At 67.0% G+C, this 13023-nt stretch carries 11 protein-coding genes; 6 read left to right on the forward strand and 5 right to left on the reverse strand.

Annotated elements, in window-relative coordinates:
• The first annotated feature begins 547 nt into the window (after nucleotides 1-547).
• Entirely contained in the window at nucleotides 548-997 is a 450-nt protein-coding gene (locus MJ783_RS02300; protein WP_239308234.1) for a Fur family transcriptional regulator, read from the forward strand.
• Nucleotides 998-1004: 7 nt separating this feature from the next.
• Complete coding sequence (locus MJ783_RS02305; RefSeq protein WP_370651411.1) at nucleotides 1005-2255, forward strand: folate-binding protein YgfZ; 1251 nt, start codon at nucleotides 1005-1007, stop codon at nucleotides 2253-2255.
• 49 nt (nucleotides 2256-2304) lie between these two features.
• Here MJ783_RS02305 and MJ783_RS02310 read toward each other — a convergent pair whose 3' ends face one another.
• The 5 genes from MJ783_RS02310 to MJ783_RS02330 all read right to left on the reverse strand — a co-directional run bounded on the left by MJ783_RS02310 (nucleotide 2305) and on the right by MJ783_RS02330 (nucleotide 8540).
• Complete coding sequence (locus tag MJ783_RS02310) at nucleotides 2305-3657, reverse strand: transcriptional regulator (RefSeq protein ID WP_239308266.1); 1353 nt, start codon at nucleotides 3655-3657, stop codon at nucleotides 2305-2307.
• A gap of 402 nt (nucleotides 3658-4059) precedes the next feature.
• Nucleotides 4060-5235, reverse strand: coding sequence for an ABC transporter ATP-binding protein (locus MJ783_RS02315; RefSeq protein WP_239308235.1), 1176 nt, complete (start codon nucleotides 5233-5235; stop codon nucleotides 4060-4062).
• Nucleotides 5236-5335: 100 nt separating this feature from the next.
• The gene (locus MJ783_RS02320) at nucleotides 5336-6673 is read right to left on the reverse strand and encodes an extracellular solute-binding protein (protein WP_370651415.1); all 1338 of its coding nucleotides are present in this window, start codon (nucleotides 6671-6673) and stop codon (nucleotides 5336-5338) included.
• Between the two features lie 80 nt (nucleotides 6674-6753).
• Complete coding sequence (locus MJ783_RS02325; RefSeq protein ID WP_370651413.1) at nucleotides 6754-7638, reverse strand: carbohydrate ABC transporter permease; 885 nt, start codon at nucleotides 7636-7638, stop codon at nucleotides 6754-6756.
• The gene (locus tag MJ783_RS02330) at nucleotides 7635-8540 is read right to left on the reverse strand and encodes a carbohydrate ABC transporter permease (protein ID WP_239308236.1); all 906 of its coding nucleotides are present in this window, start codon (nucleotides 8538-8540) and stop codon (nucleotides 7635-7637) included. Before MJ783_RS02330 ends, MJ783_RS02325 begins: the two co-directional genes overlap by 4 nt.
• Nucleotides 8541-8895: 355 nt before the next feature.
• Between MJ783_RS02330 and MJ783_RS02335 the strand changes: the two genes are divergently transcribed.
• The 4 genes from MJ783_RS02335 to MJ783_RS02350 all read left to right on the forward strand — a co-directional run bounded on the left by MJ783_RS02335 (nucleotide 8896) and on the right by MJ783_RS02350 (nucleotide 12956).
• The gene (locus tag MJ783_RS02335) at nucleotides 8896-10098 is read left to right on the forward strand and encodes a DUF349 domain-containing protein (protein WP_239308237.1); all 1203 of its coding nucleotides are present in this window, start codon (nucleotides 8896-8898) and stop codon (nucleotides 10096-10098) included.
• A 266-nt stretch (nucleotides 10099-10364) separates the two neighbouring features.
• On the forward strand, nucleotides 10365-11099 hold the full coding sequence (locus MJ783_RS23420) for a helix-turn-helix domain-containing protein (protein ID WP_305039472.1): 735 nt from the start codon (nucleotides 10365-10367) through the stop codon (nucleotides 11097-11099).
• 232 nt (nucleotides 11100-11331) lie between these two features.
• Nucleotides 11332-11823 carry a hypothetical protein gene (locus tag MJ783_RS02345; RefSeq protein WP_239308238.1) on the forward strand — a complete coding sequence of 164 codons (492 nt, stop codon included), beginning with the start codon at nucleotides 11332-11334 and terminating at the stop codon, nucleotides 11821-11823.
• 179 nt (nucleotides 11824-12002) lie between these two features.
• Nucleotides 12003-12956 carry an aldo/keto reductase gene (locus MJ783_RS02350; protein ID WP_239308239.1) on the forward strand — a complete coding sequence of 318 codons (954 nt, stop codon included), beginning with the start codon at nucleotides 12003-12005 and terminating at the stop codon, nucleotides 12954-12956.
• The last annotated feature ends 67 nt before the right edge of the window (nucleotides 12957-13023 follow it).

The raw sequence follows: 13023 nt of genomic DNA on the forward strand, positions 1-13023 counted from the left end.
CGCGCCCGCGCGGACAGGAAACCCCCGAGCGTTTCCGCCAGCTCAGCCACAGGGCTGACACGCTGACGGGTCGTCGGGACCAGCGACGACGCTCGGGGGTCTGGTGCCTGTCTGGTTCTCGCCGGTGCCGGTGCCCGCAGGTCACCCGGCCGGATGAGGACCACGAGACCGGCTAGCGGACAGTCACCTCACGAGTCCGTTTATCACACAAAACTGGACCACCTCCCTTCCCGTGTACCGACAACGCTACGTTCACCCGGGCGTGCTCAGCAACCGCTTTTTCGACCACGGCGGCCAGCCCACCCGGAACGAGCGCCAATGTCTGGGTGCCCGGATCTGGTGTCAGATCTGGGTGCCGAGCCCGCATGCCCAAGGAGCCATGGGAGCGCCCGGCAACAGGGGCGTGGGTCAGGCAACGGCGTCCGGATGGATGGATGGATCGGGAGGCGACGCCCGGACGGCGCGAGCCGGACAGTCCTGTTGCCGTGCGCTCTGAACCGCGTCGCCTTCGGCCGACTGGGTTCGGTCCGCCAGCTACACTTGGCCCATGGCGGTGGATGTCGAGGATGGGCCGCGAAGTGGCTGGCAGACGCAGCTGCGGTCGCGCGGCTACCGCCTCACTCCGCAACGCCAACTCGTCCTGGAAGCGGTTGCCCGGCTTGGCCATGCCACCCCGGAAGAGATCGTCACAGAGGTCCACCGCACCGCGGGCGGGGTCAACATCTCGACAGTCTACCGAACGCTGGAACTTCTCGAGAAACTGAAGCTCGTCTCCCATGCCCACCTCAGGCACGGTGCGCCGACCTATCACGCCGCTGGCGCCGAAGACCACGTCCACCTCGTCTGCGGAGCATGCGGAGCCGTCCAGGAGGTCTCCCCGAACGTGTTGTCCGACCTGGTCATCGAACTGCGGGAGCGGCTCGGTTTCACCGTGGACGTCAACCACGTAGCGCTCACCGGCCGCTGTGTGGACTGCGCGGGCCCGCATGCCGGTTGAACGGTCCATGGCCACCGAAGCGTCTATGGCCACCGGCCCCACCGGGGTGCCCGTGACCGGCGCTGAGTCCCAGGCGTCGGACAAGTTGGATAACAACATCCATTATCGTTCTCCGCTGCTGGACATGACCGGCGCCGTACCCGCCACCGGACCCGATCTCGGGGTGGCTGACCATTACGGGGACCCCCTGCGCGAACAGCGCAAGGCCGCGTCCGGCGCGGCCGTCGTCGACCGCTCGCACCGCGGGGTCGTCGGCATTACCGGTTCGGACCGCCTTTCCTGGCTGCACAGCATCACCTCCCAACATCTCGGCACGCTGCCGGCGATGCGGGGCAGTGAGGCGTTGGTACTGTCTCCGCACGGCCACGTCGAACATCATCTGATGATCGCGGATGACGGTACGGCCACCTGGCTGGATGTGGAACCAGGTACCACCGACCAGCTGCTGGCCTACCTGGCATCGATGCGGTTCCTGCTGCGGGTCGAGCCGGTGGACAGCACCGGTGATCGAGCCGTCCTTTCGGTGATCGGTCCGGCCGCGGTGGCTGCCGTCACCGACGCCCTCGGTCCGCTCGACCGCTCGCTTCCCTGTCCTGGCGACGGGCCCGCCACCAGGACAGGGCTTACCGAGTACGACGGTGACCGGCTGGCCCAGGGACCGTATCCGCTGGCCGCGACCCATCATCGGGATCCGGGAGCCTCGGTCGGGACGCTTGTCCGGGCGATGCCCCACGGCGTCGACCTGCTGATTCCTCGACCGGAGCTGACCGCGACAGTCGACCGGTTGCGGTCGGCCGGAGTGACGCCAGCCGGCATCGCCGCGTTCGAGGCGCTGCGGGTCGCCGACCGTCGGCCTCGGCTGGGCGTCGACACCGACCACCGGACGATCCCGCACGAGGTCGGCTGGCTGTCCACCGCCGTCCACCTCGACAAGGGCTGCTACCGGGGTCAGGAGACCGTCGCCCGCGTGCACAACCTGGGACGTCCGCCGCGCCGTATGGTGCTGCTCCACCTCGACGGCACCACGGTCACCCAGGGCGCGCAGGTGAGCGCCGCTGGCCGGACGGTGGGGTTCGTCGGCACGTCGGCCATGCACGGGGAGCTCGGCCCGATCGCGCTGGCCATCCTCAAACGCAGCGTCGCCGACGACGCGGTCCTCGTGGTCAACGACCCAGCGGCTGGCCGCGTCGCCGCGTCCATCGACCCGGCCAGCGGGCCACAGCAGCCAGCGCGCCCGGCAGGCCGGCTTACTGGCTAAAAGGCTCCGGCAAGCAGGCCTCCGGCGGGAAAACGGTGCCGAGGTGTGTTCAGACCGGCCGGGCCGCGAGAAGATGATCAGCCTCGCGCGCCTGCGGGTCGGCGGCATACCGGCGCAGACGTCGGCGCACATCCTCTACTCGCCGTCCGTTACGCTGCGACCGGGTGGCCTCCAGCAGGGGCACGACCTCGCGGATCAGCGAGCATCCCTGATCAAGGTTACCCAGATCGATCTGGACAGCCGCGTGGCGTAACAAGTAAGTGGCGTGGTCGCGGGCATGGATGGCCGGGTGTATCGCCAGGGCTTGGGTCAGCCACCGATCGGCCTGACGCAGCCGGCCGAGGTCGATGTAACAGATTCCGATCTGGGCGGCATACGACCCCTCGTCGAAGATGCTCGCCCAGGCCGGGTCCTGTGGGGTGGCTCGTTCGAAAGCGGCCTCACACCGGACGAGCGCGCGGAAGCACTCCACCGGCTCCCCCAGCGCCGCATATGCCCGCGCCAGCCTCATCTGGAACATCGCGCCCGCGCGTCCGCTGATACCACCGCTGCTGGCAAGGGATGTGTTCGCCAGTTCAACAGCTTCCCGCGGACGGTCGAAGTCAACGCACTGCAGCGCCATGTTCTTCATGATGTTCGCACCGACCAGACGGTCCCCAGCGGCATGCGCCGCATGCAGGGCCGTGATCCAGTAACGCTGGGCGCTGGTGTGATACCCAGCGTCGAACGACGCCCAGCCCGCGACCCGAGCAAGCTCAGCGGCCAGCAGCTGGAGCCTTCCCCCGATCTTCTCCGTGTAGGAGCCCCGGGCGAGCAGCTCAGTGACCACACCCAGCTCAGCATCCACCAACCGCCGGACGCTCTCGCCACCAAGTCGATCATCCATCAGGCGTAACCCGGGGATGTTGTGCTCAATGCGATTGACGATCTGGGTGTCCACCTGTCTGCCACCCAGCGCCGCGGCGAGCCGGGCGGGCTCGAGGTTCAGCCACTCGCCGGCCAGGGCAGCCACACCGGCCCCCGTGATGGTCAAAAATCCACGACGATCCGTGAGGGCGTCTTCAACCACATCGATCATGGAAGTCACGCTGCCCGCGCCACTCCAGGGGTAGTCGGTGCGCACAACATCACCGGTCGGCAGCCACGCGGGCCATGGATGGGACTCCACCTTCTCCGACGAGACACCAAGCTCGGCGGCAAGAGCGAGCTGCGAGACCCGGTCGGGTACCACGCCGCGATGCTCCCAGCGCCAGACCTTCTGGCGTTCCGCCGCCATGTTGGCCACTCCCAGGTCGCGCGCGCGACGCGCCACCACCCGGGCCAGCCTCTGGTAAGACCAGCCACGCTGCGCTCGGACGAACGCGAGCGGGTGGGCGCAGACACCAGCGCTGTCAGTCAACATCATCCGCTTCCTTCGAGTCGCAATTGGTGAGCGATTAACAACTCTAGGTGAATGACCCCCCTTTCGTACAGTGACCAAGCCGGTGCTGTGAGCGCAAAGGTGTCGCCAAGAGCCAACAAATCGTTCGTAAGAACATCTATTGCACGGCAATCGCACAATGCACACACATAAATCGCCTAAAGTAGTCGATAGCAACATCTATCACCCAATTGCTTGCTGTCAAGCAAGCAATCAAAGAGATCGTACCGTCACTCCCCGACAACAACAAAGGGTGGACCACGGCGAGATCACACACAGAGTATTCGGCTACTCGCCGAACGCAGATACATGCCGGATCGCCAGCAGCCCAACGCACGCGGCTGAACTCGAGCAATCAGGGCGTGAACTGACCCGTTTCCACGGTCAGGACGGCAGCAGCCGCCCGTCCTCGCCAAAAAAGATCAACGAGTCGAACGGGGCGTCAAGCGTCACCAGGCCAACAGGATTCGGATGATCGACATTAACACGGACGGTGAGCATCCCGGCCTCGGTCCGGACGTAGACCGACCGGTCCGCGCCGAGACGCTCGACCACCACCACCTCGCCGCTGATCTGAAAGGTGTCACCCGGGCCACCGGCGTGACCGGCGCGCTCCCCGGCCGCGCCGGGCCCGGCCAGGCGCAGCCGCTCCGGCCGAACCCCCACCGCGACCGAACCTGCCGGCGCGGGAACGGCAAAGCCCCTGCCGCGCAGCGTTGCGTCCGCCCAGCTGCCGTCACACACGTTCATCGGCGGAGCACCTACGAAGGTGGCGACGAAACGCGTGGCTGGCCGGTCGTAAATGTCGTCCGGGGTGCCGGCCTGCTCCAGCCGCCCATGGTTGAGCACGGCGACCCGATCACCAACCGCCATGGCTTCGGCCTGGTCATGAGTGACGAACAGCGCGGTCGACCCCAGGCCACGCAGGAGAGCGACGATCTCCACTCGCAGTTCGGCCCGCAGTTGCGCGTCCAGCCCCGACATGGGCTCGTCGAGCAGGACGACCTTCGCCCGGGTAGCCAGTGCCCGCCCGATGGCTACCCGTTGACGCTGGCCACCGGACATCCGCGCGGGTCGCCGGCCCGCCAGCTCACCGATGGTGAGCATCTCCAACGTTTCGCGGGCCCGCGCCCGGGCCGCCGACTTCGACATACCGCGCCCGTACCTCAGCGCCAGCACAAGATTGTCCAGCGCGGTCAGGTGCGGGTAGAGCGCGAAATGCTGGAACACCATGGAGACGTCGCGCTGGTGCGGTGCGACACCGAGCTGGCTGACACCGCCAAAACGCAGATCACCGGCGGTCGGCTGCTCAAGACCCGCACAGATGCGCAGGAGCGTGGACTTCCCGGACCCGGATGGCCCGAGCAGGGCCACGATCTCCCCCGGCAGCACCGACAAGCTCACAGCGTCAAGCGCGCGGACCGTGCCGAAGGTCCGGCTGACTCCGGCGATCTCGATGTGCACCCCGTTCGCCGGCCTGGCAGGGGTCACTACGGGATCACCCACGAGCCGCCCCGTGCCAGCGGTGCCAGCGGTCGGCTCGACCAATGATCCGCTCATGGCCGCCTCCGCCGGGGCAGCCGCTGGAGCCGCTGGAGCCGCTGGAGTGGCTGGCGAGCCGGCCACCGCGGAAGAGAGCGACGGCGGTGGATGCGAACGGTCATTGGGTGAGGTTCTCCGCCTGACTTTGCAACTCAGTCAACGTAGCCACCGGATCCGCCCCCATAATAATCTTCTGGACCGCATCCGACGCGAGTGTGGGCACTTCACCACCGCGTGCGCCGGCCCAGTACGGCGCCCGCACCAGCGAATCGACCATTGCGTTGAAGGGGACGAGCTGTGGGAACCGCTGGTAGAGCGGCACCAGCCGGTTGGCGGCCTCCACGTCGACCGGCAGATAGCTCACTGCCTCCACGCCGGCCGCGACAACGTCCGGAGCGAGCAACGACACCATCAGCTCAGTCGCCATCTCGTTCTGGCAACGATCGGTCGCGAGCACCACCAGACCATTGCCACCGGCCACCGGGTGCTGGGTGCCGCCCGGCAGGACGGGGATCGGCACCGCTCCGAGCGGAAAAGAACCCTTGCCCTGCTGCTCGAGTGCCCGCAGCCCCGGCACGACCGAGTTGATGCTCGCCCCGGTCATGGCGGTCTGCCTGCCGAAACCGAACCGGACCAGGGCATCGGTCGGTGTCTTCGACTGCGGCCCGTAGGTGCCGACCTTGGCCAGGAAACCGGCGGCGGCACGCGCGGCGTCAGTCGTGAAGTTCGGCCGGCCCTCGGCGTTCTGGATGTTCGCGCCCTTCGAGCCCGCGATGGTGTTGAGGAACCACTGGCCGAACTGATCCCCGGTTGGCAGGTCGATCGGTTGGACACCCGGCAGCGCGGCCTTTATCCGGTCAGCGGCGGCGATCACGCCGACGGTGTCCGTCAGGGACTTCGGATCCACGCCGGCCTTGGCCAGCATGTCGGAGTTGTAGAGCAGGACGGGTACGGACACCTGCTGCGGCACGGTGTACAGCTGCTTGCCGACCTTGCCCAGAACCGTGAAGCGCTGGTCGTAGGAGGCACGCAACAGACGCGGAGCCAGCTCCTGGGCGTCGAGCTGCTGGACGAACGTGGGCAACAGGTCGAACCCGGCCACCGCGAGGTCGGTGTTGCGCCCCGCCGCGGCGTCGGCGCTGATCTGCTGAACGATCTGGGTGTAGGTGGTCGCGGTTGAAGTGATCTCAACGGTCAGGCCGGGATGCGCCTTCTCCATGTACGCCTTACCGGATTTGGCGGTGTCGTTGAGCGGGCCGCTCACGGTCATCCGCAGCGTCTTGACCTTGGCGGCGCACTGGGCCGACGCCAAGGCTCCGTTGATGTCGTCGACGGCGGCGGTCGCGGGGCGGGCGGTCGGGCGGAGGCTGGGGCTGACCGACGGGTCGCCTGAACCACCCGCCCCGCACGCGGCGGCCATGAACATGACAGCGGCAAGGGCGAGCGGCGCGGCCATGCCGCTGCGCGTGCGGCCGGGGCTCCCAAGGGGTCTGGACGGACGGGTCCGGATCACGTGTCTTCCTCTCGGGCGCGCTCTCATCCCTCAGCACCGACACCGGTGCCAGTGATTCCAGCAGCCAGTCGCCGCTGAGCAAGGATGAACACGAAAAGTGTTGGCAGGCTTATAATCAGCGCCGCAGCCGACAGCTGGGCGAAATCGGGGAAACCGCCGCTGGCTGAAACCAGGTTCGCCAGGGCCAGCGGCGGGGTCGCGATACCCGGTGACCGTGCCACTAGCAGCGGCCAAAGATATTCGTTGAACGAAAGGAGAAAGCTGAAGGTCGCGACCGTGGCGATCGCCGGTGTCGACAGCGGTAGGACGATCGCGCGTAGTGTCCGCCACGTACCGAGACCGTCCATCCGGGCCGCTTCGAGTAAAGCCGGTGGAATCGTGATCATATACTGGCGAAGCAGGAAGATTCCCGCGGCATTCGCCATGAAGGGCAGCACCAGCCCGGCCCTGGTATCGGCCAGGCCGACAGCGGAGATTGTCACGTAGTTCGGTATGGCGGTGATCTGTGGCGGTACCAGCAAAGTCGCGAGAATGACCGCGAACAGCACCGCGCGGCCACGAAACCTGAGGCAACCGAGGGCGTAGGCGGCTGGTATCGCCGTAGCGAGCTGCAGGAACGTGATCGCGATGCTCACCCCGATTCCGGTCGCCAGCGCAGGCCCGAGGCCCGCCGCCTCGAACGCACGCGGGAAGGCCGCGAAGCCGACATCGGACGGAAGCGGGCTCGACGACAGACCAAGCACATTCTGCGGTGGACCGACCGCGGTACGCAGCATCCACCAGAACGGAAGGAAGGCGCCGCCGATCCCGACGGCGAGAAACGCCCAGCGCAGACCGGTTGAGACGATCCTTCCTGGCGAGATGGCCGGATGGGCGCGGCTCACCACAGACACGCCACTGGCGTTCACAGCGTCACCTCGCGAGCGACTCGGGCACGTGCCCATCGTCCGACGGCGGCGCCAATAACACCGAGTAGGACGACAGCGACCAGCAGCAACAACGCCAGCATGGAGGCATAGCCGATCCGGAACGATCCAGTAAATCCTGCCTTGTAAATGTAGTACACAATCGTCGTGCTGGAGCCCAACGGACCACCCTGTGTGAGGACCGCGACCGTCTCGAACGTCTGCAGCGTGAGAATCGTCGCAAACACCGCGACAAAAACCGTGGTAGGAGCCAGCAGCGGCAGCGTGATCCGGCGCAGCCGCGCCCAGCCGTGGATGCCGTCGACATCAGCGGCTTCGCGCACCGACACCGGTATCGTTGTGAGGCCCGCGAGATACACGACGAAGACGAAGCTCGCCAACCGCCAGCCGCCAACAAGCGCGACCACCGGTAATGCGGTGGATGTGTTCCCGAGCCAGTCGACCGGGGCGATTCCGAACCAGCCGGCCACCGTGTTCGCCAGCGCGTCCGGATTAGCTGAAAAAATGTAGGAGAAAACAACCGCCACCGCGACAAGATTGGCGCTCACCGGTAGAAACAACGCAAGCCGGATGAGTGAACGCCCACGGGCCACCCGGTCGGCCGCGAGTGCCAGGCCAAGGCCGATCACCACCGCTGGAACAACGGTGATCAGGCAGTAGGCCACGGTATTACGGACAGCCTGCGCAAGGTCTGGATCATGCAACGCGGCACGAAAGTTGGTGGTGCCGACCCAGCGGAAGCTCGGCCCGGTGAGAGTCTTGTCAGTGCCCGCGATGAACGCGGAGACCAACGCCGGCGCGATCGTGAACACACCGAGGCCGACGACGGCCGGCAGCAACAGCGCCGCCACTCGCCAGCCTGGACGCTGGAACACCGAGTTCATGGAGCCGCCGGCCGGACATAGCGCCAGACACGCGGCCGGGCACACCGCCGGCCGCGCCCGGCCGGACAGGACGGAGCTGTTCGGTACACGGTTCGGAATCTTGGCCGGTGACAGGGCATTTGTACACGACCTGGCCGTGTCGACACGGCGACCGCGTGAAAGACAGTCTCCGATCACCGTTCACGGCCGCGAGCAACAGCCGGCGGGCGCAGAACGACGCGCACCGAAAGTCACACGCCGAACGCTTGGAGTCCGATGCCGGCCCTTCGGCTTCCGCTCCGGCAATCGGGTGTGCCTCCTCAGCGCGATCCCTGTAAGAATGTCAATTGACCTGATGTCGATCTCCGGGGCCACAATGAGTGAGCGCAGCAGTTCCGGCTGGGGGCGCGTCGGCGACGACGGCACCGTGTACCTGCGGACACCCTCGGGTGAACGCCCTGTCGGTTCCTGGCGGGCTGGCAGCCCGGCGGAGGGCCTCGCGCACTTCGGGCGGCGCTATGACGACCTGGCGGCCGAGGTCGTGCTGCTCGAGCGGCGGCTCACCGTCCCCAGCGCCGAGCCGGCGGACCTCGCGTCGAGCGCGCGCCGGCTGCTGGCGTCCCTCGACACCGCCGCGGTCGTCGGCGATCTGGAGACCTTGGCCCGCCGGCTCGAGGCGGTGCTCACCGCGGTCGATGCGCGAAAGGCCGAGCGGGCTGCCGAGCGGGCCCGACGGACCGCCGCGGCGATCGAGGCGAAGGAAGCACTCGTCGCGGAAAGTCAACGCCTCGCCAGTGGTTCCGACTGGAAGGCCTCGGGCGAGCGGTTCCGCGCCATCGCCACCGAGTTCCGGGCGATCACCGGCGTGGATCGCCGTACGGACACCGAGCTGTGGAAAAAGGTGACCGTTGCCCGCGAGGAGTTCAACCGGCGCCGGACCGCTCATTTCGCCGCGCTCGACCAGCAGCGCGCGCAGGCCAGGGAGCGCAAGGAGGCGATCGTCGCCGAAGCCGACGCGCTGGTCGACTCCACCGAGTGGTCATCCAGCAGTGCTCGGTACCGGGCGCTGCTGGATGAGTGGAAGTCGGCCGGACGCGCGCCCAAAGACGTCGAGGACGCCCTGTGGCTGCGCTTCCGCTCCGCGCAGGATGCCTTCTTCGCCCGCCGCAACGCGGCCAACGCCGAACGCGACGCCGCCCTGCGCACAAACCAGGCCAGCAAGGAACAGCTGCTCGCCGAAGCGGCCGCGCTCGACCCCAGCCAGCCCGAGCGGTCACTGCGCAGGCTACGGGAGATCGAACAACGCTGGGACACGATCGGGAAGGTGCCTCGCGAGGCCAGTGCCGACCTTGAGCGTCGGCTGTCGGCTGCCGGTGACCGTATCCGTCACGCGGCGGACGCCCGGTGGCGCCGGCCGCAGACGGCGGAGTCTGCGTTTGTGACGACATTGCGGGAGTCCGTCGCCAAGTTGGAGGCAAAACTGGAACGAGCTCGGGCGTGCGGGCGCGCGGACGAGGTAGCGAAAGCCGAGTCGGCGCTGGCGACACAGCGCGAATGGCTCTCGCACGCGACTCGTTGATCCTCATCCGCGCGACGCCTGGCCAGCTGAGCGCTTGCCATAGCTAGCAGTCGGACGTACGCTGCTCAGTGTTGGTCACCCGGTGCCGTAGCTCCTACTATCCCAGCCAGAATTCATTCGGGGGCCCGCTCAACCGACGGCGGCGTGAGCACAGATTTTTCGCGCCGTCGACAGCCAATACGATCCAGCGGCCAAAGGGTATGCGATCATTTTTCGCCTGCCCGGTGGCCCCAGGAAATCTAGCCGAGAGGAGGCTGCCGTCCAACGTGCCGCCCCTGAATGTGCGCGATCTCGGAGACTTCATCAGGGACCAGCGCAAAATCGCGCAGATCTCCCTTCGCCAGCTCGCCCGGCAGGCCGGGGTCAGTAATCCTTATCTGAGCCAGATCGAACGTGGTCTGCGAAAGCCGTCCGCGGAGATTCTGCAACAGATCGCCAAGGCACTTCGAATCTCCGCGGAAGTGCTTTACGTGCAGGCCGGCATTCTCGACGAACGGTCGTCCGACAATGATGTCGTCGTCTCGATTCTCGCGGACACGGGTCTCACCGAGCGGCAGAAACAGGTCATTATCGAGATTTATGACGCGTTCCGCAAGGAAAACTCGACCTGCGGCCTGGTGCCCGAGCCATCGTCGCCTGACGACCTGAGCACCGGGCAGAATGCTCCGGAGCCGGTCGTCGGATTCGACCGGGTGGAATCTTCCCCGAACGGTGCCGCCCAACCGGGCGACACGGCGGTAACGACCAGCTCCACCGCTGGCGGCCAGGCAAAGAGAACCACAACCAGGCGGAAGACGGCCAGCAGCCGGGCGGCTGGTGATCCCGAGCCGCGGACACCGGTGGCCCGGCGGCCACGCTCCGCGGAAACCGGTGGAGAAACTGGTGGGAATGCCGGCGGCAGAGCCCCCGCGAAGACCGGCGTGACCGCGTCCGAGGATGTCCCGCTCACCACGGTGGCGGCCGATGAACCAACCACCCATGACCCGGCAGAGGACGCATAAAGATCAACAAGAGCGCCCGAGGATAGGGCGTTCGATCAGTGAGCGGCTCAGCCGCGCCTGATCTGGCAAGGCGGCGGAGGAAGGCGCCCTGGTGCTGGGCGCCGACTGACGACAACGCGGCCGGGCGGGACGCGGGGAGCCGCGAGCCGGACAGTCCTATCCTCGGGCGCTCTAAATCGGCAATACGCCGACAACCCACGGCCATGTCATGACCGCAAACCAGGAGGTAGCGATGGCCACCATCCGAACCACCGCCCAAACGTCGGAGGACACCGCTGAGGCCGAGGTAGACGTCAAAATCCCGCTGTCCGAGGTCCGCAAGCCCCTGTACGCCTCCGTGGGTGCCGCCGACGCCGCCGTCAAGAAGATCCTCACCCTCCCCACCACCTACGTGGATGAGGTCAAGAAGTTTTCCGATCGGGTCAACGGTATCTCCACCCAGGCGCAGAAACTGCCGACCAACGTCCAGACCGCGGTCCGGTCACTGCCTGCCACAGTGGGTTCGCAGCTTTCCGACCTACAGGGACGCGCAAGCTCGCTCTACAACAGTTTTGCCGATCGGGGCGAGAGGCGGGTCTCCAGCATTCGCCGGAGCCCGGTCACCGAGGAGGCTGTTTCCCGCACCAGGACCGCGGTCAGTCAGACCAAGGTCGCCCGCGACTCAACCCGCAGGGCGGCCGAAGCCGTCAGCAAGGCCGTCGGCGACGCCGCCGCGTCCGACTAACGGCCAGCTGCTGGCCAAAGGCCGCGCGATCGTGGTTCTTTTCGCGCGACCGACGCCCCGGCAAAACAGACTCCGCCGCCACTCGGGAAACACAACCCCATCTCATGGTTCCGCTTCGGCAACCACGGGCCCCGGACCCTAACGTTCGGGACCCGTGGCGTGTCGTGCTGTACTGAGATATGAGATATCGCCCACTGGGATCTTCCGGTCTGCTGGTTTCCGTCGTCGGTCTCGGCTGCAACAACTTCGGGTCGAGAGTCGACATCGAGGGTACCCGGGCTGTTGTCACCGCGGCGCTCGACAACGGCGTCACGCTCTTCGACACAGCCGACACCTATGGCAACAAGGGCGGCTCCGAAACACTGCTCGGCCATATCCTGCGGACCCGACGCGACGACGTGGTCCTCGCCACTAAATTCGGCAACGACATGGGCGGCGCATACGGGCCCGACTTCAACGCGCGCGCTTCCCGCCGATACATCCGCAAGGCTGTGGAAGGTTCGCTCCGCCGGCTTCAGACCGACTACATCGATCTTTTCCAGCTCCACGCGCCCGACGCGTTCACCCCGATCGAGGAGACGCTGACCGCGCTTGACGAGGTCGTCCGCGAAGGCAAGGTCCGCTACGTGGGGTCGTCGAACCTCACGGCCTGGCAGATCGCGGACGCCGAGTGGACCGCACGCGCGTCCGGTACCACTCGTTTCATTTCCGCACAAAACCATTACAACCTCCTGGAACGCCGCGTCGAGGCAGAGCTCGTCCCGGCCGCGCAGAAGTACGGCATCGGTGTGCTGCCGTACTTCCCGCTGGCGAACGGCATTCTTACCGGCAAGTACACCCGGGACTCCCAGCCGCCGCCTGGCACCCGCCTCGTGGGGCGCCAGGACGAGCTGACCGACGAGGTCTTCGATCGACTCGAGACGCTGGAGACCTTCGCCCGCGAACGCGGCCGGTCCCTGCTGGACGTGGCCATCGGCGCGCTGGCCGCGCAGCCGGCGGTAGCGTCAGTGATCGCCGGTGCCACCACAGCGGAACAGGTCCGAGCAAACGTCGTGGCCGGCGAGTGGCAGCCGCGAGCCGACGACCTCGCCGTCCTCGACAAGATCGCCCCAACCCGACGCCCAGGTTCCTGACACCTCCCACGCGCCGGCAGCGGACAGCCGCTCCGCCGCCGCTGCCCACGGGAGGCACAACCGGGTG

The organism is Protofrankia sp. Cj3 (genome assembly GCF_917627355.1).
GTDB lineage: Bacteria > Actinomycetota > Actinomycetes > Frankiales > Frankiaceae > Protofrankia.

Bases quoted from the DNA above. Each gene is read 5' to 3' on its own strand.
- MJ783_RS02310 (WP_239308266.1), bottom strand. From the start codon at position 3,657: ATGTTGACTGACAGCGCTGGTGTCTGCGCCCACCCGCTCGCGTTCGTC.
- MJ783_RS02345 (WP_239308238.1), top strand. From the start codon at position 11,332: ATGGCCACCATCCGAACCACCGCCCAAACGTCGGAGGACACCGCTGAG.
- MJ783_RS02300 (WP_239308234.1), top strand. From the start codon at position 548: ATGGCGGTGGATGTCGAGGATGGGCCGCGAAGTGGCTGGCAGACGCAG.
- MJ783_RS02350 (WP_239308239.1), top strand. From the start codon at position 12,003: ATGAGATATCGCCCACTGGGATCTTCCGGTCTGCTGGTTTCCGTCGTC.
- MJ783_RS02335 (WP_239308237.1), top strand. From the start codon at position 8,896: ATGAGTGAGCGCAGCAGTTCCGGCTGGGGGCGCGTCGGCGACGACGGC.
- MJ783_RS02320 (WP_370651415.1), bottom strand. From the start codon at position 6,673: ATGGCCGCGCCGCTCGCCCTTGCCGCTGTCATGTTCATGGCCGCCGCG.
- MJ783_RS02305 (WP_370651411.1), top strand. From the start codon at position 1,005: ATGGCCACCGAAGCGTCTATGGCCACCGGCCCCACCGGGGTGCCCGTG.
- MJ783_RS02330 (WP_239308236.1), bottom strand. From the start codon at position 8,540: ATGAACTCGGTGTTCCAGCGTCCAGGCTGGCGAGTGGCGGCGCTGTTG.
- MJ783_RS02315 (WP_239308235.1), bottom strand. From the start codon at position 5,235: ATGAGCGGATCATTGGTCGAGCCGACCGCTGGCACCGCTGGCACGGGG.